We start from the raw sequence: 21,289 nt of genomic DNA, 5'->3' as shown, positions 1-21,289 counted from the left end.
CTATCGCAAACCCGCTACGCGAGTTCTTTGGCTGTCTCGGTAGTGCCGCCTAGATCTCCTCCGAGAAGCTGTCGGGCATCGTCCAGGCCGCGTACTGCTCGTGGTGCTGGGCTCTCTGTGCCACCACCTAGAAGAGAGTCAGGAACTTCAAGCAGCCCAATCGCGCTGCCATCGGCACTGGTCACTTCCAGCGCACGGTACTGTGCCAGCCCAGTTCCGGCAGGAATCAGACGCCCAATAATGACGTTTTCCTTCAAGCCGACCAGGTGGTCACGCTTTCCACGCACCGCTGCCTCAGTAAGAACACGGGTTGTCTTCTGGAAGCTCGCCGCCGACAGGAAGGATTCCGTCGCCAGTGAAGCCTCCGTGATTCCAAGCAGCACAGGAATCGAGGTGGCAGGCTTACCAACCACTCCGGCTTCCTGCTCACGCTTCTCGATCTTGCGATTGACATCCTCAATCTGGAAGCGGTCCACAAGCTGGCCGTGCAGGTACTCGCTGTTGCCCGGCTCCACCAGCTTGCGCTTCTTGAGCATCTGGCGGACGATCACCTCGATATGCTTGTCGTTGATGTCCACACCCTGCTGCTTGTAGACCTTTTGTACCTCACGAACCAGATACTCCTGAATACCGCGTAGGCCCTGGAGCTCCAGAACTTTCTGCGGATCCAACGGGCCATCGGTCAGACGGTCACCAGGCTCGATGACATCGCCTTCCTGAACCTTGAGCTCCCCACGGTAAGGCACGACGATCTCTTTGCGAACTAAGATGCTCTCGATACCAGCCTCGCGGATCTTGCGCAGATCGCGATCCGTCAGTTGCTCCTTGCCGGCGGGGACGATCTCCTCGCCGGTTGAGGGATTGACAATGGCAATCGCGGCAACCTGGCTGGTGAGCGGCTTGTTGTCCTCTCCCACCTTGAGCGGTGAGTGAATGACGACCTTGCGCAGACCTTCCATCGGGACGCCTGCCACCGTGCCGCCAAACTCGGAGATAATCGCCTGGCCCTTGGGCTTTCGTGCCTCGAAGAGCTCGACAACGCGCAAAAGACCACCCACTTGCTCCTCGGCCACTTTCAGCAGCGCCTGCACCTGACGCGCTTTTTCGCGCTCGGTGCCCGCCTCGGTGTCGAGGGAGATATGGCCGCTCTGCTGATCGCGGAAGAGGGTCTCCAGGTTCTGAGTGCGCTGACGCTTGGTTCCTGCTACACCGGTTAGGGAGTGCGCAGTGGCAACCCCTCCCGTATGGAAGGTTCGCATCGTCAGCTGAGTACCCGGCTCCCCAATGGACTGAGCCGCGATGATCCCCACCGCCACCCCGATCTCCACCAGCTTACCAATCGCCAGATCCTTGCCGTAACAAGTTGCGCAGACTCCCTGCCGAGATTCACACGTCAGTACCGAGCGCAGCCCGATACGCTTGACACCACACTTGCCCACACTCTCGGAGAGGCGATCCGTAAAGATAGATCCCTTACTGATAAGGAGCTCGCCCGTCTCGGGATGATGGATATCCTCAAGCGATGTCCTGCCCTTGAGACGCTCCCACAGGTACTCGATGACATCTTTTCCATCCGCGATCTCCCCGATAAAGATCCCGTTTTCGGTACCACAGTCAATCTCACGAATGATCACGTCCTGCGCCACATCAACAAGGCGGCGAGTAAGGTACCCAGCGTCTGCGGTTCGAAGCGCGGTATCGGCCAGTCCCTTTCGGGCTCCGTGCGTGGTCACAAAGTACTCAAGAACTGTCAGCCCCTCATGGAAATTTGACTTTACCGGAAGCGAGTCAATGATATTTCCAAAAGGGTCGGCCATCAGACCGCGCATCCCTGAGAGCTGCGAGATCTGCTTTTTAGAACCACGAGCACCACTGGTGGTAATAATCGAGATTGGGTTAAACGGCTCAATGGCCTTAACAATCTCATCACCGATCAGTGTCGTCGCATCCGTCCAGAGCGTCAGCACTTTCTGCTTGCGCTCGGCGGGCGAGATCACGCCACGACGGTACTGAGTATTGGTCTTAACAACCGCATCTTCTGTGTTCTTCAGAATACGCGCCCGGCTCTCCGGCGACTTCATGTCGGTGAGCGAGAAGGAGATGCCTCCCTTGGTTGCCCACTTGAAGCCAATTGCCTTCAGATCGTCGAGGAACTGAATCGTCCGCTCGTGCCCGCACTTTTGGTAGACCGCCGCAATGGTGCTCGTGATGGTCTTTTTGTCCAGCGCGGCATTCACAAACTGCACCGCCTCAGGGACAATCTCATTGAAGATCAGGCGGCCCACGGTAATCGCCGTCAGCCCCTCACCCCGCTTGAGCCGAACGGAGATGTAGTCGTGCAGGTCCAGTAGCCCATTGTCGTAGGCCTGGATCGCATCCACCGCACCCGCAAACGGGGCGTGGGTTGCACCCAGCATCATCGGAGCGAAGTTCTCCGGTGCCGTCGCGATAGCCACTGCGGTATCAGGGCCAAAGTAGCGCCCTGCCTTCACAAGAACCGCGCCGGTGCTCTTATCAATGATGTCGGTTGCCACGACCCGACCGATGTGCTCCTGCATGTCCCCGCTGATAGGCGTCTCGGTCTGCTTGTCCATCGTCAGGAAGAACGCTCCCAGAACGATGTCCTGCTGCGGCGAGACAATCGGGGAGCCGTCGGCAGGTGAGAACAAGTTGTGAGTCGAGAGCATCAAGATACGCGCCTCGGCCTGCGCCGACGGCGACAGCGGGATATGGACGGCCATCTGGTCGCCATCAAAGTCCGCGTTGAATGCCTTACAGACCAGCGGGTGTAGCTGAATGGCCTTACCGTCCACGAGCTTAGGCTCAAATGCCTGGATTCCCAGACGGTGGAGGGTGGGCGCACGGTTGAGCATCACCGGATGCTCTTTAATGACTTCTTCCAGGGCATCCCAGACCTCGGGACGCATCCGCTCGATCATGCGCTTGGCGGTCTTGATGTTGCTCGTGAAACCACGCTCCACAAGCGTCTTCATCACAAACGGCTTGAAGAGTTCCAGCGCCATCTCTTTGGGCAGACCACACTCATGAAGGTGCAGATCTGGCCCGACCACGATCACGGAGCGACCGGAGTAGTCCACACGCTTGCCCAGCAAGTTCTTGCGGAAGCGGCCCTCTTTGCCCTTGAGCATGTCCGAGAGCGACTTCAGCGCACGGCCATTGCTTCCCGTGACGGGGCGGGTACGGCGACCGTTGTCAATCAGTGCATCCACGGCCTCTTGCAAAAGCCGCTTTTCGTGGTTGACAATACTCTCCGGAGCACGGATCTCTTGAATTTTCTTCAGGCGATTGTTACGGTTGATGATGCGGCGGTAGAGATCATTGAGGTCCGAGGTCGCAAAACGCCCGCCATCGAGCTGAACCATCGGGCGTAGCTCCGGCGAGATCACGGGAACGGCGTCCAGGATCATCCACTCGGGGCGGCTCTTGGAGTCAATGAAGGCATTGACCACCTCAATGCGCTTGATGGCACGCAACCGCTTAGGCCCTTGCGTCTCCTCAATCTCTTTTTTGAGCTGGCGCTGGAGCGACTCAAGGTCAATTTCCATGAGCAGCTTCTTGATCGCAGCACCGCCAAGGCCCGCCAGAATCACGTCCTCAAGGCTCTCGTCCACGCGGCGGCTGACAACCTCGACAAGGCGCTCAATAGCGCGCCAGTCGTCCTCAGCCACGAGCATCTTCTTCTCGACCTTGGGCAGGCTATCCAGGCTAGCACGCAGAAGCAACGCCTGCTCCTCGGCGTCTTTCTTTTCCTGCTGGATGCGATCCTCAAGATACTTGTACTTGCCCGCGATCTCTTCTTCCGTGTATGGGACGCGCTCAACTTCTAGCTCTTCGCCCTCTTCGTTGTACATCCGCTCCGGATTGACAGGGCGGCCCAGCGCGATCTCACGGGCGATTTCTTCACGCCACTCGATAATGGCGACATCGCGGTCTTCCTCGATCTGCTGGATTTCCTGCTCGACGGCCTGACGGAACTGCTCCATCCCCGCATTGATGCGCTGCTTATCAATATCGGTGACAATGTAGCTGGCGAAGTAGAGCACTTTCTCCAGAGGACGTGGGGTCATGTCCAGCAGGAGAGCCAGCGGCGAGGGCACGCCTTTCAGATACCAGATGTGGCAGACGGGCGAGGCGAGCTCGATGTGCCCCATGCGCTCACGGCGAACTTTAGCGCGAGTAACCTCGACACCACAGCGATCACAGACGACGCCCTTGAACTTGACCTTCTTGTAGCGCCCACAGTGACACTCCCAGTCTTTGGTGGGGCCAAAAATCTTTTCACAAAAAAGCCCATCACGCTCCGGCTTAAAAGTCCGGTAGTTGATGGTCTCAGGTTTCTTCACCTCGCCGTAGGACCAGGTGCGGATCTGATCGGGAGAAGCGATCCCGATACGAATCTTATCAAATGTACTTGCGTCGGCCATTTTTTCCCTTTCGGAAACAAGGCATTGCCCCGCACTTTTTTCGCAAAGAGCGCGGGGCCAAACCAACTCTTAGAAAAACAAACTAGTTACTGAGGAGCAGATCTTCAGACTCCTGCTGGCGACGAATCTGCGCACGGCGGCGGCTTGCTTCGTCATCCAGGAAGTCCTCGTCCTTGTCCTTGAGGTCTATCTCGGCACCGGTGGCATCTTCCACCGTGACCTTGAGAGCGAGGCTCTGAAGCTCGTTGACCAGAATCTTGAACGACTCTGGCACACCAGGCTCCAGCATGGGCTCACCCTTGACGATAGACTCGTAGGTCTTCACACGGCCCAGGACATCGTCGGACTTGATGGTCAGGATCTCCTGGAGCGTGTAGGCAGCGCCATACGCCTCCAGAGCCCAGACTTCCATCTCCCCAAAGCGCTGTCCACCGAACTGCGCCTTACCTCCCAGCGGCTGCTGGGTGACGAGGCTGTAGGGGCCTGTGGAGCGAGCGTGGATCTTGTCATCAACAAGGTGCGCGAGCTTGAGCATGTAGATATTGCCCACGGTCACTGCCATATTAAAGTTCTCACCCGTGCGACCGTCACGAAGATCCATCTTACACAGATCCTCATGGAAGCCCACACGCTGCCAGACACGCTTACGAACCTCGTTGATTAAGAGCTCGTAGTCAAAGTCCGCAGGAATTTCCTCTGGCACTTCCGGCCCCGCCAGGATCGTCGAGACACGCTCCAGCTCCTCAGAGTCCAGATCGCGCAGAGCCGCTTCCAGAGTACCGAGAAGGTTCTTCAGAGTCTGGCCATCCTCCCCGACCTCAGTGAACGCGACATCAAGCTCCAGATCACTCTGAACATAGCGGGCTAGCATCTCGCGGCGGCGCTTCTCACCAAAGCGCCCCATCTCCTTGAGAATCTCTTCCTCGTTGGAGCCCTCGAAGATCGGTTCGACAAACTGAACACCAAACTCCTTGGCCACGAGCCCAAGATGGGTCTCCATGATCTGACCGATATTCATACGGCTAGGCACACCAAGCGGGTTGAGCACGATGTCCACCGGCGTTCCGTCGGGAAGAAACGGCATGTTCTCCTCGGGCATGATCTTGGAGACCACTCCCTTGTTGCCGTGCCGCCCCGCCATCTTGTCGCCTTCCATGATCTTACGCTTCTGAGCGATGTAGACACGAACCAGCTTGTTCACACCCGCCTGAAGCTCATCCGGGGGAAGGCGCTCCATCTCACTGCCGTCGTAGGGCGACTCCAGAGAGTCCGGGCGCTTGGAGAAGTTGAAGACATTGCCGCTCGCGTCTTTGTACTTATAACGCGAGAACACCTTGACATCAACGATCTTGCCCTTCTCACCGTGCGGAACACGCTGGCTGACATCGCGGGTCTCCTCGGCTTTTTTACCAAAGATTGCGATAATCAGGCGCTCTTCCGCCGTGAGCTCCCCTTGGCCCTTGGGCGCGACTTTCCCGATGAGAATATCATCACTGCGCACCTCGGCTCCGATACGGATAATGCCTTCCTCGTCCAGATCCTTGAGAGCATCCTCGCCAACATTGGGAATGTCGCGGGTCATCTCCTCAGGTCCTAGCTTGGTATCGCGCGCTTCCGCCTCATACTTCTCGATATGGATCGAGGTATAGACATCGTCGCGCACCATGCGGCGGGAAAGTAAAATGGCGTCCTCGTAGTTGTAGCCGTTCCAGGGCATGAACGCGACCAGCACGTTCTGTCCTAGTGCCAGCTCTCCCCCGTCGGTACAGGGGCCATCGGCGAGTACTTGTCCCTGCTTAACACGCTGACCGGGCTCGACAATCGGGCGCTGCGTGATACAGGTCGCCTGGTTCGAGCGGATCATGTTCAGCAGCCAGTAGCGATCAATCTTGCCCTCACGGGTCTCGATAATGATCTCCTCGCTGGTAACTTTCTTGACTCGCCCCCCGTGCTTAGCGACAATAATCGCTCCAGAGTCCAGCGCCGCACGGCGCTCCATTCCGGTCTTGACAAGCGGGGCGTCAGGACGAAGTGTCGGAACGGCCTGCCGCTGCATGTTCGCCCCCATCAAGGCACGGTTCGCATCGTCGTTTTCGAGAAACGGAATCAGCGAGGTACCTACCGAGACCAGCTGCTGCGGCGAGACATCCATGTAGTTCACCTGTTTGGCGGGTACATAGGGATACTCGTGGTTGTGACGAACCTGCACCTGAGCCGTGACGAACGTCCCATCGGGGTTCAGACGGACACTAGCAGGGCAGATATTATAGTGGTGCTCGTTATCAGCGGGCAGCCAGTCGAGATCATAGGAGACCTTGCCGTCTTTGACCCGTCGGTACGGAGTCTCGATGAAGCCAAAAGGATCCACACGAGCGTGCACGGCGAGCGAGCCGATCAGACCAATGTTTGGCCCTTCCGGTGTCTCGATCGGACAGATTCGTCCGTAGTGCGAGTGGTGGACGTCGCGCACTTCTAGCTTGGCACTCTGGCGGGAGAGACCGCCCGGCCCTAGAGCCGACAAACGGCGCTTATGAGTGAGCTCCGCAAGCGGATTGGTCTGATCCATGAACTGTGAGAGCTGCGAGGAACCAAAGAAGCTCTTAATCGCGGCACTCACCGGCTTCACGGAAAGCACGACCTGAGGAATGATGCTCTCGGCATCATACTGGGTCATGCGCTCTTTGGCGACCTTCTCCATGCGCAGAAAGCCCATGCGTAGCTGCGAGTAGAGAAGCTCCCCCACCGAGCGCACGCGCTTGTTTTCCAGGTGGTCAATATCGTCGGTGGTGAAGCGCATCTTCGCCTCATCCGTTGCATCCGGGCGCGAGGCCTCCTGCATTCCAATGAGATACTCAATAACAGCGATAAGATCGTACTTGGTGAGGGTACGCACCGAGAGCGGCAGGGTAATACCCAGCTTCTTATTGAGCTTGTGCCGTCCGACTTTCGCCAGATCGTAGCGACGGCTATCAAAGAACATCGAGTTCAGAAGGGCCTTGGCGGAGTCATCGGTCACGGGATCACCGGGGCGGATCTTGTGGTAGATATCGTGAAGGGAGCTCTTTCGATCAACGATCTTAAGCTCTTCCATCTCCAGGCTCGCACCAATAAAGCGGTGAACCTCCAGCACCTCCACCTCGCGCTCCCGAGCGGCAAGCTTCTTAGAGGCTTCTCGGTCAATGCGTGCGAAGGCGGGGACGATCAGCTTGTTGGCCACATCGTAGAGATCCGTAGACGCGTAGCGCCACTTGGCCTCGACATCGGTCTCCCCTTGCGCCAGCTCCTCAGCGCTCAGAACCACACGGTTACTGAAGTAGCTCAGGATCTGCGCATCGGTCTCAAGATCAAAGCCCGTCAGGAGACACTTGGTCTTGCGAGTGCGCACTGCTTGCTCGCCCCCGAGCGCCTTGATCAGGTCACGGTAGGAATCCGCCGTGACTTGGGTGCCCTTATCGAGGAGCAGCTCACCCGTCACTTCATTAATGATCGGCTCGCCCAGAGTCTTACCCACCAGCTCGCGGAACTCGATCACGTACTCTCCTTCCGGAGAGGCGACATCGAACGCATGAAGCGCCCGCAGCAGGGTCATGATCGAGAACTTCTTGTTCTGCCCGATGCGCACCGTGATTGCGCCGCCATCGGTCTCGATATCCACCCAGGGCCCTTCTGAGGGGATCAAGGTAGCGAAGAACTGCCACTCCAACTGGAGGTTCAGGGAATCCCGGAAGTAGATACCTGCCGATCGGGAGAGCTGTGAGACCACGACGCGCTCTGCGCCATTGATCACAAAAGTCCCCTTTGCGGTCATCAGAGGCAGATCGCCCAGATAGACCTCGGACTCGATAACTTCTTGACCAGGACTCGTGAGTCGAACCCTAGCCTTGATAGGCACCTCAAATGTCACGTCACGTGACCGACACTGCTCTAAGGAATGCTTAGGCTCCCCCAGGGTAAAATCCACCAACTCGATGGCGGTCTGCCCGGTGAAGTCATAAATGGGAGAGAAAGATCGGAAAAGTTCATGCAATCCCTCTTCGAGGAACGAGCGAAATGAATCTAGCTGCAGTTCGACAAGATTGGGGATCGGGGCGGCATGCTCGGTACGCTTAGCCTGATGCTGAATTTCCATACGGACTGGAACCCCTCCTAATTGGGTAAAATCGGGTAACACGGTCGAGGTAGACTGACCACTGCTCTCCGAACCCATTGAAGCCACTCGCCAGAGGCGCTTTTTGCGGATACTCCCCTGGTGGCACGAACTCTTAATTTACCGCTGTATTATCCTCCTGTCAACACTCGTGCCTTAATTTTTTTGTTTTTTTCTTGACCACCTCCCCACTGTTTGGTATAATCGCCAGACTGCCCCGAGCACTTTCGGGGCAATTTGCTTTTCGTGTAGGAAAAGAGAATGTCAGAAGATATTGTCCTTACCCCGTCAGGGAAGAAAAAAATCGAAACTGAGCTGGATCGCCTCCGTAGCGTGGACATGCCCGCTCTGGCAATCCGCATCCGTGAGGCGCGCGATCTGGGCGATCTCTCGGAGAACTTTGACTACCAGGATGCCAAACGTCAGCAAGGCTTCATCGGTGGTCGAATCGCGGATCTGCAAGCGATGCTAGAGCGCGCCATTATTGTCCCCGAGGGAGTCCCCGGCAGTGACACAGTAGGTATGGGCTCAAAGGTGACGGTTCGCGACACGGAGTTCGACGACGAGTTCACATACACGCTGGTGGGCTCCTATGAGGCCGACCCCGTCAATGACCTGATCTCTGTCGCCTCCCCTGTGGGCGCGGCGCTCATGGGTAAGAAGGTCGGCGCGAGTGTCACCGTCTCTACCCCGGGCGGCACCATGACCCTGGAGATTCTCACGCTCGAATAGCACCTGCCCCGAGGGCCTTGGGCCCAAAAGTCGCTCCGTGGCTACACGCGAAGCCGTGCGAGGATTTCCTCGGGGCTCCAGGCGCGGCCTTGCTCGAACGCGACCTTAAAAGTATCGGGGGTCAGCCGCTCGCGAAGACTTGCCAAGTTAGCTTCCCGAAAGCCAGACTCGGGCTGATCCACGATATAGCCGTAGTGCTCACACCAGGTCCTCACCCGGCCTAAAGGCCGGGGTATCTCAGAGACGAACTAATCTGAAAACAGCTCCAGCTATCGAGAGTCGGGGTCAGTTACGAACGTGGCTGGAGATCGTGTGCTCATTGCCATGAGCACCAACCGTGCTGATAAAGTAGCCACTCGACCAGAACGAGGCTCCCTACAACTCCTTGCGAAGGCCGGGCAGACGCGAAAGGAACTCACGAGTGGTAAAGCAACGCTGAGATATTATGGCTCTTGTGGATGTATTGACTCACGAAGCATTGTAAAGCATCCTATGCGGATGCGGAGCAAGCTCCCGGAAATGTACCCGTCCGCGATTCAGGGGTGAGCCTCTGTGGTAAGAGAACCCTACCCTATGGAGGGCTATCTCAGATCGTCAAAAACGGCGGGGGGGGGTCCTTTAGTCTAAACACGAATGGGGTACCAGCGCCCTTTTTAAAGAAATTCTTATCTTGTCTCAGGGTTTTAGCGTGTCTCCAGCGAGATCAGGGTGATCGAATGCGGCGGGAAGTTGTAGATAAACTCAGGCTTAATGCCGCTGATCGTTGTGGTTTTGGGTTTCACTTTGGTCGGGCTCTCCATGGAGTTGGTCTCATCAGGAGGAGCCGCAAGCGTCGTCACGGTGGCTTTGGGCTTGATGGATTTTACGCCTTGAAGCTGGATCGCAACGCTCTGGGGAGCCTCGCCCGGGTTGACGTACTTCAAGAAAATCTTGCCCGACTTGCTCTGGCGTGTGACGGAGGCCAGGAGCGGTGCCCTGGTGAGACTGACTTTGAGAAGCTCATCCCCGACACTCGTGCTGAAGAGCTTGAGGGCATAGTAGCTGGGCGCACCGTAGGATTTGAGCGCATCGTAGCCGATCAGGTCGGGCCGCCACTGCCGCCCTCCGGGATTCACATTGACCAGTAGAGGCGCGTAGCACTGCATGGTCACGAAGTCGGAGTGGCGCTCCATTGCGGTCATGAACGCCGCATCGCCCAGCGCCGCTTTCATGCTGGGCGTGGCGGGTAAATTTCGCGACGGCGGAGTCCACGGGGCGACATCTTCATGCGCGGCCCACTCGCCCACAAAGATCTCCGGCCCCTTGCGATCGTAGCGCTCGAAGTGGGTGGGCGAGTCGCGGATAAAGTCAGCGGCCTTGCGGTAGTAGTGCTCGTCCAGAACATCAGGTCGGCGGCTGGTGACGCGCTTGCTGGCGGGCTGCTCGTTGCCGACCGTGGAGATGACCTTCAGGTGGGGATAGGTCTTCTTGATGGCATCGTAGAACTGGGCGAAGCGGCCGTCGTAGCTGCCAGAGCGGTCGAAGAAGTCCTCATTGCCCACTTCGACATAGCGCAGGGGAAACGGTTTTTCGCGACCGTCTTTTGCCCGCCGTGCGCCCCACTTCGACGTGACAGGGCCGGTGACGTACTCAATTTCGTCCAGCGTGTCTTGAATGTAGGGCTCTAAATCCGGGCCGGGCTTGACGAACTCGCCGCGCAGGGAGTAGCCCGCGTAGACTCCCAACACCGGCTCCGCGCCCATGTCCTCGCTCCACAGCAGAAACTCCAGCAAGCCCATGCCATCGGTCGAGCGGTAGCCCCACGGGCACGGATGACCAGGGCGCTCCGAGATCGGGCCAATTGTCTTCTTCCAGTCGAAGCGGGTCGCGATGGTGTTGCCCTCTAAATAGTTGCCACCAGGGAAGCGCAGAAACGCGGGCTTGAGCTCCACGAGCATCTGCATCAGGTCGGGGCGCAGGCCGTTGGGGCGATTTTTCCAGGTTGGTGGGAAGAGCGAGACGAGGCTCAGCCAGAGCGTACCCGGCTTGCTGACCGTGATCGTAAAGACGGCGTCCGTGGTGGGAGCGACCTTACCCGTTGTGAGAGTAACGCCATGCTGCTTCCATCCCTCGGTCAGGCCAGGCACGGTCGCTTTTGCGTAGACCGTCTTGCCATCGCGGCTCTGGAGCGCGAGGGTTAGTGAGCCAGCACTACCTCGCGCAAAAAATGAGGATTTGTAGCGGGTGTTAGGCTTGATGGGAAAGCCCCAGTACCCAGCGTTGGCGACGCCCGCACCCACCGTCGCCGCCTCTATACGAAGGCTCATTGTCAGCACGGGGTTCACTGGCTGCGCCGTGTCCAGCGCCAGGCTAGCGCCACCAACAGCCGACCAGTGTGCAGGACTTTTGGTATCGTCAAGGAAGGCACGGTTGCGGATCAGCTCGGCATAGAGACCGCCGTCGTAGCTGTAGTTAATCTCCTCGGTCATCAGGCCGTAGTGGAGCGGGCTTACTTTTCCCGCTGCTTGGGTTGCATCTATCGTGAGCGTAGGGCTTTGTTGTTTCATCTTTCGTTCTTTCTGGCAGGAGGCTGGCAAGTCATTCCCTCCAAGAGTGCCGCTGGAATGGCACGTGTCGGAAGCAGAACTTTCGGGTTCTGAATTTTTCCCAGGAGCAGCTCCACCGCGCCGCGCCCGACTCGCTCCATCTGGTTGCTGATGGTGTGGAAGGGCAGAAAGTAGCGGTTGTCGAGGCGGCTGTGGAAGAGAATAATCGAGAGGTCGTCGGGGATCTTCAGTCCGAGCTGGTGCGCGGCGTGGACAACCGCCATGGCCTCGGCGAGCTCGTAGGCGACAATCGCCGTGGGCCGACTCGCGCCGCTCAGGAGCCCCCTCGCGGAGGTGATGCGCTCGTCGTCGGTGTGGGTGTGATGCCAGACCTTGGGAATCAGGTGCACATGCGCGGGCTTACCCGCCACCGCCATCGCCTGCTCGTAGCCATGGCGGCGATCTTGTTTGCTGTAGTGCTTATTGAGTGACTCGTCGGAGTCCACAAAGGCAATCTTCTCATGCCCGAGCTGGAGCAGAAACTCGGTGGCAAGCTGCCCTCCCTGGAGATCATCGGGGTGGATCGCATCGAAGTCTTGTTTCACATTGAGCGAGATCGCGGGGATGCACAGCTTCTGGATACGCTCTAGGTAGGCTGCGGAGAACCCAAGATGCCGGTTGAGGAGCACGCCATCCACAGCGAGTTCACGGAGCGTGTGCGGGAGATACGTCTCGTCCTCTAGCACGGGGTCATGAACTTGGGAGAGCACCAGGTGCAGATCCTGATCGCCCAGCGCACTCACCAAGCCATTGAGGAGTTCTGGGGGAAGATACTGTCCCCAGAGTGACTGAATCAGCGCGACACTGCCAAAGCGCCCCGCTCGGACCGCCCGCGCCGACGCGTTGGCACGGTAGCCCAGCTCCTGCGCCGCCTCCTGCACCCGCTGCTGCGTCTCTGGGCGGATACGCTGTGTATCACCGCGCCCGTTGAGGACATGGGTGACGGTCGCACGGGAGAGTCCCAAGTGCTCTGCAATCGTCGCTATCGTGGGATGAGCCATGAAGTGCGCTACTTCTCCTGGAAGACCTTCTGGAGGAAATAGTAGAGATTATTTTTCCAGTGGGTGGCATCGTGTGCGTGGCTATCAACATTCCAGAGATGAGGTACGTTTTTCTCCTTCAAGAAAGTATGTACGCCTTGGCTGATGCCGATGAGTCCATCTTTATTGCCGCACGAGAGGTAAAGCAGCTTGAGCTTGTCTTTCGTCATTATCGCATCGGGAACGAGCTGCGCGGGGGATTTGGTGTTAGGAGCCGACGAAAACCCGCCGACCCAGGCGAAAGTCTCCAGATGGCCCAGTCCGAAGTTCAGCGACTGTCCTCCGCCCATCGAGAGCCCCGCAACGGCACGGCTCACCCGATCCGAGTTTACCGAGTAGCGCGACTCAATGGCGGGGATCAGGTCGTCGAGTAGATCCCGCTCGAAGACGGCAAAGGCGGGGGCGGTGGCAAAGGCATTGGGACCGGGGCGGTCGTCTTTCTGGGCACGACCGTTGGGCAGGACGATAATCATGGGCTGGGCTTTGCCCTCGGCCAGCAGGTTGTCCATGAGGAGGTTGGGCGAGGCGAAGCGCAGCCACTCGGTCTCGTCGCCGCCGATTCCGTGGAGCAGATAGAGCACGGGGTATTTCTTGCTCTTATCGCTCTTATCGTAGCCCGGCGGGGTGTAGACATTCACCTTACGCTTGACGCCCACGGTCTTGGAGTCGTACTCGATCAGCTCCAGCGTGCCGTGGGGGACATCGCGCTTGGCGTTGATCTCCGCAGATGGGTCGGGGAAGGCCTGGATATCGTCGGCGTTGAGCTTAATCGGACCGCCAAAGCCACCGGGCCGCCCCGGAGCGCGTGGGGGTTGATCTTGGAACAGAAGCGGGGCGAACTCGTTGAGGCAGCGCCGCCATGTTAGCCACTCGTGCGATGTTCCCGGCGACTCGTAGTAGCCATGCTTGATGCCCGCTTTGTCGAGTGCCTCGTGGTAGTTGTGGACACTGGCATACATATTCGCGGGCTCCACCGTCCCAATCCCCAGCCAGACCAGCTTCATCTTCTTATTGAAGGCATCCGCATCGGCCATTGCGCCATTATGCGCCGTCTTGAGGTCCACGGGCCCACCGAAACCACCGCCGCCACCACTGAAGCCGCCCAGCGACGCGAACAGTTCGGTGTGCGCCAAGCCGATCTGGAAGGTCTGCATCCCGCCCATCGAGAGTCCCGCCATTGCTCGATTCTCGCGATTTGCAAGGGTGCGGTAGGTCGTGTCTATCAACGGGATGAGATCATTGGTGAATACCTCATCGAGTGCGGAGAACATCCGGCTAAAGTTCGGCGGCGTGCCCTGGGTGCCTGCCGCCGGAGGACGCTGCGGAACTTGGGGCTGGCCGGGCTTCTGGGCGTAGCCTTGCTCCATGACAATCAGCATCGGCTTAGCCTTCTTTGCGGCGATGAGGTTGTCCATAATAGTGGCGACTTTGCCCTGAACCGGCCAGCCACGCTCGTCCTCGCCGCCACCGTGCTGGAGATAGAGCACGGGGTAGCGGGCATCGCGACTGGTGTCGTAGTCGGGTGGGGTGTAGATAAAGATGCGCCGCCAGCCTTGGGTCGTCTTGGAGAAGTAGACTCGCTCGCGCACCTCGCCGTGAGGAACGTCTTTTGGCAGGTAGTAGTCCACGCCCTTTTCGGGAATCTCGATACCGCTGGTCTGCTTGCCCGTGCCATAGAAAGTCTCACTGCCGGGGTCGTTGACCTGGACACCATCAATCACGAGCCAGTAGTAGTGAAATCCGGGCACTTGTGGCTCCGACGTCGCGGTCCAGTTCCCCTCAGCGTCTTTGGTGGCGGTGAGGCGCTTGCCTCCCCCCAGGTTAAACTCGACTTTCTGAGCATCGGGCGCTTTCACGCGATAGACGACCCGCAGATCGGGGAGGATACGTGGGTACTCCGCCCCTCGGATATTGGAGCTGGCTGGCTCCTGGGCATAAGCGAGTGCTGTCATGGAGAGCACGGCGGCGAGCAAAGGGAGTTTCAGTTTCATCATGGAGGTTCCTTTCAGCTTTTCTTAGCTGCATTCTGCACAGCGAAAAACGCGGGCTTGGTCTTACCCTGACGGTCAAAGAGAAGCGGATAGTCCGTACGTCCACGGATGGGAAAACCATTGAGCCAGGAGTTCCCGTCTTGTGTTCCCCAAAATGTCACCCGCCCGATTGTTTTTTGGTGGCGCAGGAACATCTCGAAGGCTTGGCGATAGCGCTCGGCGTGTGCCTGGGCCACTGAGTCCGGGAGGCCGCTGGTGTAGGGGTTCATCACGGCCTGCTGCTCCGAGGTCATGGTCTGCCGAAACCCGATGTCCGCCCCCTGATATTTTGTCGGCAGCACCCCCAGATCCAGCTCGGTGATCATGATCTTGAGCCCCAGAGCGGCGTACTCTTTGATCGCGTCCTCCACTTCGGCGAAGTTGGGGTTGTCCATGCGCCAGTGGCACTGAATCCCCACCGCGTGAATCGGGGCTTTTTGGGCAAGTAGCCCTTTGAGCATCTGAATCGTTTTGGGGCGCTTGTAGCCCAGCTCGATGTTGTAGTCGTTGTAGATAAGAATCGCCTTCGGGTCGGCGGTGTGGGCGGCACGGAACGCCTCGGCGATATAGTCCTCGCCAATCGCCCGAAGCCAAGGAGACGACCGGAGCACACCGGAACCGTCATTGATGGCTTCGTTGACCACGTCCCACTGCTTGACTTTTCCTCTGTAGTGCCCGACCACAGTGCCGATATGGGTGCGCAATCGTGTCAGAGCCAGCTCGCGGCTGAGCGACTGGCCGTCCTTACCCTCAAACATCCAGCGCGCCGTCTGTGCGTGCCAGAGGAGCGTGTGGCCAATGGGAGTCGCTCCAGAGCGCTTGCAAATCTCGACGAGTTTATCGCCCTCAGAAAAGCGAAACTCTCCCTCACGGGGCTGAGTGGGCTCCGGCTTCAGGCTATTCTCTGGTGTGATGGCGCTGAAGTGAGTGGTGGCAAGCTCAACATCCTGCGCGTCTTGACCCTGCAGGGCAGACTGACTGAGGATGGTGCCGATGAGAAACTTCCCCTTGAACACGTCTTTGAGTGGCTTGACTGTCTCTGTCTTTTTTGCCTGTTGCATCCTAACAATACCTCTTTGCTATTTCGTCGTAGCAAAAGTATACCACGACGATCTCAGCCTTGAGTAACGAGCCCTTGATGTCATCCGTGTCGGGCTTCTCTTCGAGACTGTCGCCCAGAATGAGAACTCCTCACTGCCCACAGAACGTGGGCATCAATAGGCGTTCCGCCAAAAAGTCGCTCCGCGACTACCAAATTCCCCATTCATGAAAAGGTGAGCAAACAAACTATTATTCGTGCATAAATCGCCGAGCGGTCTCCACCATTAAGAGTATTCCAGTCTCTAAAGGCGCATCGCCGAAGTCGTACTTGGGGGTGTGCAGCAGATACGGACAGCCGGTGCCAAGGCGGATCATGGCACCGGGGGCGTACTCAAGGTAGAAGGCGAAGTCCTCTGCGCCCATCGTGGGCTCGCTCAACGTGACGATATTCTCTGCGCCGAAGAGTTCCTCACCGACCTCGCGGACCAGAGCGACCACACTGGCATCGTTGACCACGGGGGGCGTGCCGGGCGTGAAGGTGAAGTCGTAGGTGGCCCGAAACGTGTCACAGACGCCCTTGATGATGCGTGTCATTCGCTCCGGCATCGAGTCGCGAATGGCTTTGTTGAGCGTGCGCACGGTTCCGGCGAGCTCGGCTTTCTCAGCGATAATATTGCGTGCCGTTCCCGCGTGAAAGGTCGCGACGGTCAACACAACGGGCTCGGTGGGATTGAGTTCGCGGCTCACCAGGCTCTGCAAGGCGGTGACAAGCTGCGCCCCGATGTACACCGGATCCACGGTCTTGTGCGGATAGGCCGCGTGGCCGCCCTGGCCGTGAATGGTGAGTCGCCAGGAGTCCGACGACGCCATCGCGGGGCCGACACGCAGGCCAAGCTGGCCGGGGGGCAGATCGGGCCAGCCGTGGAGCATCAGAACCGCGTCCACACCCTCCATACAGCCCGCCCGTACCATCGTCTCCGCCCCGCTCACGGTCTCCTCGGCGGGCTGGAAAAAGAGCTTCACGGTTCCTGCGAAAGAGTCCTTGAGCGCGTTGAGCACCAGCGCCGTGCCGAGCAAGTTGGCCGTGTGCCCATCGTGGCCGCACGCGTGCATCACGCCAGGGCGTTGGCTTTTGTAGGGGACATCGTTCTCCTCTAGGATCGGCAGCGCGTCCATATCGCCGCGCAGGGCAAGGGTCTTGCCCGCGCCACTGCCGCTCTGAGTGCCCTGAATCGTCGCGACAATCCCGTTCATCCCCCCCACTCTTGACTTGTGCGCGATGCCCGCCTGGGCCAGCGCCTCGGAGACTTTCCGCGCCGTGTTCTCCTCGCTCCCGGAGAGCTCGGGATGGGCGTGGAGATCATGGCGGAAGGCAATAATCTGCGGCAGGACAGCAGCGACATGAGCATGGAGTTGATCAAAGCGAGACATGGCTGGATTATACCTTCTCCAACGTGTACACTACTTTTATGCCCAGCCCGTTTCCTGGAATGGATCCTTATCTCGAAGCATCCGAGCACTGGCACAATGTCCACCACGCCTTGATTGGGGAGATTTATCGTCGCTTAAATGCCGACCTTCCTGAAGGCTTCGCTGCCGAGATTGAGGAGAAAGTTTACGTCGTTCGGCCCGAGGGCTACTACCCCGATGTTGCCGTGACGCGCTTTGCTGTCGCCCCCAACCGCCCTGCTTCTATTGCCACACGCCGTGTTGTGACACAAGAGCGTCCACTGCGCATTGAAGTTCCTCTGGAAGAAATTCGCCTTCCCTACATCGAGATCGTCACCACGGGAAGCCCGGAGCAGGTAGTGACGGCTATCGAGGTACTCAGCCCTGTCAATAAGCGCGGTGAAGGGCGCACCCAGTACATTCGTAAACGCAATCGGGTACTCAAGAGCAAGACACACTTGCTGGAGATAGACCTGCTACGGGGTGGTGAGCACTCCGTGGGGGTTCCCGAGCGAGAGCTGCGCTTGGAAACAAGCTGGGACTATCTGGTCTGCCTGCACCGCGCCGAGCAGGGGGCGTTTGACTGTTGGCCCATCTCCGTTCGCGACCCACTCCCTGAGGTCGCCATTCCCCTTACCGAAGACCAGCCCGATTTTCTTATCAGCCTACAAACCGCATTTAATCGAATCTATGACGAGGGGCCGTTTCGTCGCAAAGTTCACTATGAAAACGACCCGGCGCCGCGCTTGGAATTAGTAGACCGTGTTTGGGCTAACGCGCTTCTTCAGGCGCGTGGCCTTCGCTCCTGAGCGAGGGCGGCAGGTCATCGTTGCTGTTGGTATCTTCGATCTTGCGCTTTGCGGCGGCGAGAACCTCTTCGGGAGTCTTGAACCACACACCAACAAGAAAAACCGTGAGAGAGCCGATCAGGGCAAACCAGGTAAACGAGATCTGAGGGAGCCACTCCGGGTGCGTAATCTTGATGCCCAGCGGGTCCAGCACTTTGATGTGTAGATCCCCCAGAAACCCGGTCGTGAGCAGCCCGACGGCAATGGCAATAAGATTGCCTTTGTCGGAGCCTCGGTTCTTAGTGAACATTCCGAGCAAAAACACGCCGAGCATGGGGCCGACAATATAGCCCGCGATCCCCAGCACCACGGGGATGATTCGAATATCGGGGTTCTTGACCTTCATGTAGGCAAAAACACTCGCCACCAGCACCATCAGAACGGCAAAGAGCACGGTGAAGCCCCGCGCTGCCGCCATCACTTTCTCGTCACTGTACTGCCCGCGTCTTGCCAGTGCCGGAACGTACCAGTCGTTGGTGGCACTGGTGGCGAGTGCATTGAGCGCCGCCGAGAGCGAGCCCATCGCCGTCGCGAAGACCCCGGCGAGCACCAAGCCACGAATCCCCACCGGCATCACGTTCAGAATGTAGCTCCCGAAAATATCGGAGTTGATCGCCTTCCCCGACGGATCCAGGGGCAAGTGGAGGGGATATTTCTGGTAGTAGACATAGAGCAGTATCCCAATAAACGTGAACACGGCCGCTATCGGAATGTCCATAAACGCCGCCGTGAGCAGACTCTTACGGGCTTTCTGGTGGGTCTCCGCTGTCAGCATGCGCTGCACCATGTCCTGGTCGGTGCCAAACATCGCCATGTTCATCATAGTCGCCCCGAAGAGTGCGCTAAAAATCGTGTACTCCCCCGTGAAGATCAGCTTGAGGTAGCCCCAGAAATCCAGATTGTGGGCCCCCTCGAACCCGGTTACGAAGTAGCCCTCGGGCTTTGCCATTGCTGGAACCGCTTTGAGAAGCGCATCGAAGCCCCCAATATGGTTCAGCAGTGTCGCGATCGCAATCAGCGCGGAGCCGAACATGAGACAGGCCTGCACCACGTCGGTCCAAATCACGGCTTTGATCCCGCCCTTGGCCGTGTAGAACGCCGTCAGGACGGTGAGCGTGATAATCGCCACCAAATACGGCCCCACGGTCGTGACCGGCTGAAACTTGATCGTCTGCCCACCTTGCTCCGCGAAGAGCTTCCAGGCCAGCACCATCACCAGCGACGGAATAAAAAGCCGCGTCCCGGAAGCGAGGGTTCGCATCACCAGAAAGAGCGCCGAGACGAAGCGCTTGGTTTTTGGCCCGAAGCGAATCGCTAGATAATCGTAGACCGTGTAGACTTTGTAGTCGTAGTAGGGCTTCAGAAAGACCGTCGCCACCACCCAGCGCCCGATGACCACCCCGAGCGTGAGCTGTACATAGGCCAGGCTACGTTTTTCAAAGCCCTCGCCCGGAGCGCCGAGAAATGTCGCCGCACTCGTCTCCGCCGCAATGATCGAGGCCATCACCGCCCACCACGGTATCTGCCGTCCGCCCAGCGCGAAGTCCTTGAGGTTCGTCTCCCGGCGGCCCATGGTGAGGCCAATGGCGGAGATCGCCACAAAATAAAGCAGAATAATCGCGCCGTCTATGAAGAGTCCCATGGGCAGGATTATACCGGGAAGCGAGAACCGAAACGAGAAAAATCGGGTATCCTGACAGCACTATGGCTTTTGGTGGACAATCCCAGCAGCGCTGGGGAGACAACTCGATCAATGCCGCGGACTTTATCCGCGACTTTCAGCTTACGGACCTTGCGGGCCGCGTGTGCCACTCTTTCCCAACACGAGGCCGGAGCTGGATTCTCTTTGCCTTTTTCGGGCTAGACGGGCAGAGCGCACAGACTCTCAAGGCGCTCCAAAAACTCGCCGATGGCTACAAGGAAAGCGGGAAGTTAACCGTCTGGGGAATCTCACAGGAGACTGATGAAACCCTCGTCCGGGCGTTTGCCGCAGAGAATAGCATCACGTTTCCCCTGATGCTCGACCACTACCTCTACCACTCCGGGCTCTACGGCATCCCCTACGCGCCCGCTGTGTTTCTGGTGGCGAGCGATGGGACGGTGCAGCGCAAGGCTCTCGGCCACAAGCCCACCGTTCTGAGCGACATGTCCAAACGCGTCGCCGCTTTTGCGGAGCTCGCCGAATCGGTCGAAATCTAGCAATGCCCACAAAGTTCGACCTCGGGGATGAGAGCCTGGATGTGCACGCCAAGCCTGGCAAGGACATGCAGCTACAGACGTTCAAGGACTCACGGGATGCGGATCGCGTCCGCCAGACGATGCCTAGCACGCTGCTCTCGATGGCCTTCACCATCTGGTTCTACGCCTACCCGATGGGCTGGGGCTGGGCGGTTGCGGCAGGGCTGGTGTTTTCCATTTTCATCCATGAGTGCGGGCACGCGATTGCCGCGCGGCGCTACGGCCTGCCGTACATGGGCATGCGCTTCATTCCTCTGATTGGCGGGGTCGTCTTTCACCAACGGGGCAATACGACAGTCACCGAGAACGCCTTTATCGGGATCATGGGGCCGGTCTTTGGGACGCTGGTCGCGATTACCTGCGCCACGATCTACCACTTCACCGGCGATTACTTCTGGCTGCGAGTCGCACAGATCAACTTCGTCATGAACGCCGCCAATCTTCTGATCCCCGCGCCCCCGCTCGACGGCCACTGGCTCGCGGCTGTGTTCTCCAAAAAGTCCCGCGCCACAAAAAAGCAGAAGCTCAAGTGGGCACTCGCCTGGGCCGGGCTGGGACTGTTTTTGCTGCTCGGGCCTGTACTTCTGCACTTTCTGTAGGCATCCCTCCCCCCGGCCCCCTCCCTTCGCTTGAAACCCTCGTTCCGAGGGACGAAGGAAGGGGGAGATTCAGAGTTGAACTTAAGCGCATCATCTCGCCACAAATTGGTGGGATTCAGCGTGCCTGGGAAGCGA

General features: G+C 58.5%; 13 protein-coding genes. 4 read left to right on the top strand and 9 right to left on the bottom strand.

What is annotated here, in order from left to right:
* Window positions 1-14 precede the first annotated feature (14 nt).
* Entirely contained in the window at window positions 15-4,445 is a 4,431-nt protein-coding gene (rpoC, locus tag ACH2ED_RS09990) for a DNA-directed RNA polymerase subunit beta' (RefSeq protein WP_395090662.1), read from the bottom strand.
* 82 nt (window positions 4,446-4,527) lie between these two features.
* On the bottom strand, window positions 4,528-8,574 hold the full coding sequence (rpoB, locus tag ACH2ED_RS09985) for a DNA-directed RNA polymerase subunit beta (protein WP_395090660.1): 4,047 nt from the start codon (window positions 8,572-8,574) through the stop codon (window positions 4,528-4,530).
* Between the two features lie 279 nt (window positions 8,575-8,853).
* On the opposite strand from rpoB, the gene greA reads away from it, so the two are divergent.
* Window positions 8,854-9,324, top strand: a complete 471-nt coding sequence (gene greA, locus ACH2ED_RS09980) for a transcription elongation factor GreA (protein WP_395090658.1) — start codon at window positions 8,854-8,856, stop codon at window positions 9,322-9,324.
* A gap of 41 nt (window positions 9,325-9,365) precedes the next feature.
* Here greA and ACH2ED_RS09975 read toward each other — a convergent pair whose 3' ends face one another.
* From ACH2ED_RS09975 to ACH2ED_RS09950, 6 genes are all read right to left on the bottom strand, one after another.
* Window positions 9,366-9,539 carry a hypothetical protein gene (locus ACH2ED_RS09975; RefSeq protein WP_395090657.1) on the bottom strand — a complete coding sequence of 58 codons (174 nt, stop codon included), beginning with the start codon at window positions 9,537-9,539 and terminating at the stop codon, window positions 9,366-9,368.
* Window positions 9,540-10,007: 468 nt separating this feature from the next.
* Window positions 10,008-11,870 (bottom strand): alpha-L-arabinofuranosidase C-terminal domain-containing protein, encoded by a 1,863-nt coding sequence (locus tag ACH2ED_RS09970; protein WP_395090655.1) that lies wholly within the window; start codon window positions 11,868-11,870, stop codon window positions 10,008-10,010.
* Complete coding sequence (locus ACH2ED_RS09965; RefSeq protein WP_395090653.1) at window positions 11,867-12,910, bottom strand: LacI family DNA-binding transcriptional regulator; 1,044 nt, start codon at window positions 12,908-12,910, stop codon at window positions 11,867-11,869. The genes ACH2ED_RS09970 and ACH2ED_RS09965 overlap by 4 nt, the downstream gene beginning before the upstream one ends.
* Before the next feature lie 8 nt (window positions 12,911-12,918).
* On the bottom strand, window positions 12,919-14,943 hold the full coding sequence (locus tag ACH2ED_RS09960) for an alpha/beta hydrolase (RefSeq protein ID WP_395090651.1): 2,025 nt from the start codon (window positions 14,941-14,943) through the stop codon (window positions 12,919-12,921).
* An 11-nt stretch (window positions 14,944-14,954) separates the two neighbouring features.
* Complete coding sequence (locus ACH2ED_RS09955) at window positions 14,955-16,040, bottom strand: endo-1,4-beta-xylanase (protein WP_395090649.1); 1,086 nt, start codon at window positions 16,038-16,040, stop codon at window positions 14,955-14,957.
* Window positions 16,041-16,269: 229 nt separating this feature from the next.
* Window positions 16,270-17,451 (bottom strand): M20 family metallopeptidase, encoded by a 1,182-nt coding sequence (locus ACH2ED_RS09950; protein ID WP_395090647.1) that lies wholly within the window; start codon window positions 17,449-17,451, stop codon window positions 16,270-16,272.
* Between the two features lie 38 nt (window positions 17,452-17,489).
* On the opposite strand from ACH2ED_RS09950, the gene ACH2ED_RS09945 reads away from it, so the two are divergent.
* Window positions 17,490-18,278: a DUF4058 family protein gene (locus ACH2ED_RS09945; RefSeq protein ID WP_395090645.1), complete on the top strand. Its 789-nt coding sequence runs from the start codon at window positions 17,490-17,492 to the stop codon at window positions 18,276-18,278.
* Here ACH2ED_RS09945 and ACH2ED_RS09940 read toward each other — a convergent pair.
* Window positions 18,241-19,959: a sodium:solute symporter gene (locus ACH2ED_RS09940; RefSeq protein ID WP_395090644.1), complete on the bottom strand. Its 1,719-nt coding sequence runs from the start codon at window positions 19,957-19,959 to the stop codon at window positions 18,241-18,243. The two genes, ACH2ED_RS09945 and ACH2ED_RS09940, sit on opposite strands and share 38 nt — an antisense overlap.
* A 62-nt stretch (window positions 19,960-20,021) precedes the next feature.
* On the opposite strand from ACH2ED_RS09940, the gene ACH2ED_RS09935 reads away from it, so the two are divergent.
* Both ACH2ED_RS09935 and ACH2ED_RS09930 read left to right on the top strand, forming a co-directional pair.
* Complete coding sequence (locus ACH2ED_RS09935; protein WP_395090642.1) at window positions 20,022-20,516, top strand: peroxiredoxin family protein; 495 nt, start codon at window positions 20,022-20,024, stop codon at window positions 20,514-20,516.
* A 2-nt stretch (window positions 20,517-20,518) separates the two neighbouring features.
* A complete protein-coding gene (locus ACH2ED_RS09930) occupies window positions 20,519-21,154 on the top strand; it encodes a metalloprotease (protein WP_395090641.1) in 636 nt (211 codons plus the stop codon).
* The last annotated feature ends 135 nt before the right edge of the window (window positions 21,155-21,289 follow it).

This window comes from Armatimonas sp. (genome assembly GCF_043757465.1).
Lineage (GTDB): Bacteria > Armatimonadota > Armatimonadia > Armatimonadales > Armatimonadaceae > Armatimonas.
This window is presented reverse-complemented; position numbering and strand designations above follow the sequence as displayed.

Excerpts from the sequence above, each read along its gene's own strand:
- rpoC (WP_395090662.1), bottom strand. The coding sequence starts at position 4,445 with ATGGCCGACGCAAGTACATTTGATAAGATTCGTATCGGGATCGCTTCT.
- rpoB (WP_395090660.1), bottom strand. The coding sequence starts at position 8,574 with ATGGAAATTCAGCATCAGGCTAAGCGTACCGAGCATGCCGCCCCGATC.
- greA (WP_395090658.1), top strand. The coding sequence starts at position 8,854 with ATGTCAGAAGATATTGTCCTTACCCCGTCAGGGAAGAAAAAAATCGAA.
- ACH2ED_RS09970 (WP_395090655.1), bottom strand. The coding sequence starts at position 11,870 with ATGAAACAACAAAGCCCTACGCTCACGATAGATGCAACCCAAGCAGCG.
- ACH2ED_RS09965 (WP_395090653.1), bottom strand. The coding sequence starts at position 12,910 with ATGGCTCATCCCACGATAGCGACGATTGCAGAGCACTTGGGACTCTCC.
- ACH2ED_RS09960 (WP_395090651.1), bottom strand. The coding sequence starts at position 14,943 with ATGATGAAACTGAAACTCCCTTTGCTCGCCGCCGTGCTCTCCATGACA.
- ACH2ED_RS09955 (WP_395090649.1), bottom strand. The coding sequence starts at position 16,040 with ATGCAACAGGCAAAAAAGACAGAGACAGTCAAGCCACTCAAAGACGTG.
- ACH2ED_RS09950 (WP_395090647.1), bottom strand. The coding sequence starts at position 17,451 with ATGTCTCGCTTTGATCAACTCCATGCTCATGTCGCTGCTGTCCTGCCG.
- ACH2ED_RS09945 (WP_395090645.1), top strand. The coding sequence starts at position 17,490 with ATGCCCAGCCCGTTTCCTGGAATGGATCCTTATCTCGAAGCATCCGAG.
- ACH2ED_RS09940 (WP_395090644.1), bottom strand. The coding sequence starts at position 19,959 with ATGGGACTCTTCATAGACGGCGCGATTATTCTGCTTTATTTTGTGGCG.
- ACH2ED_RS09935 (WP_395090642.1), top strand. The coding sequence starts at position 20,022 with ATGGCTTTTGGTGGACAATCCCAGCAGCGCTGGGGAGACAACTCGATC.
- ACH2ED_RS09930 (WP_395090641.1), top strand. The coding sequence starts at position 20,519 with ATGCCCACAAAGTTCGACCTCGGGGATGAGAGCCTGGATGTGCACGCC.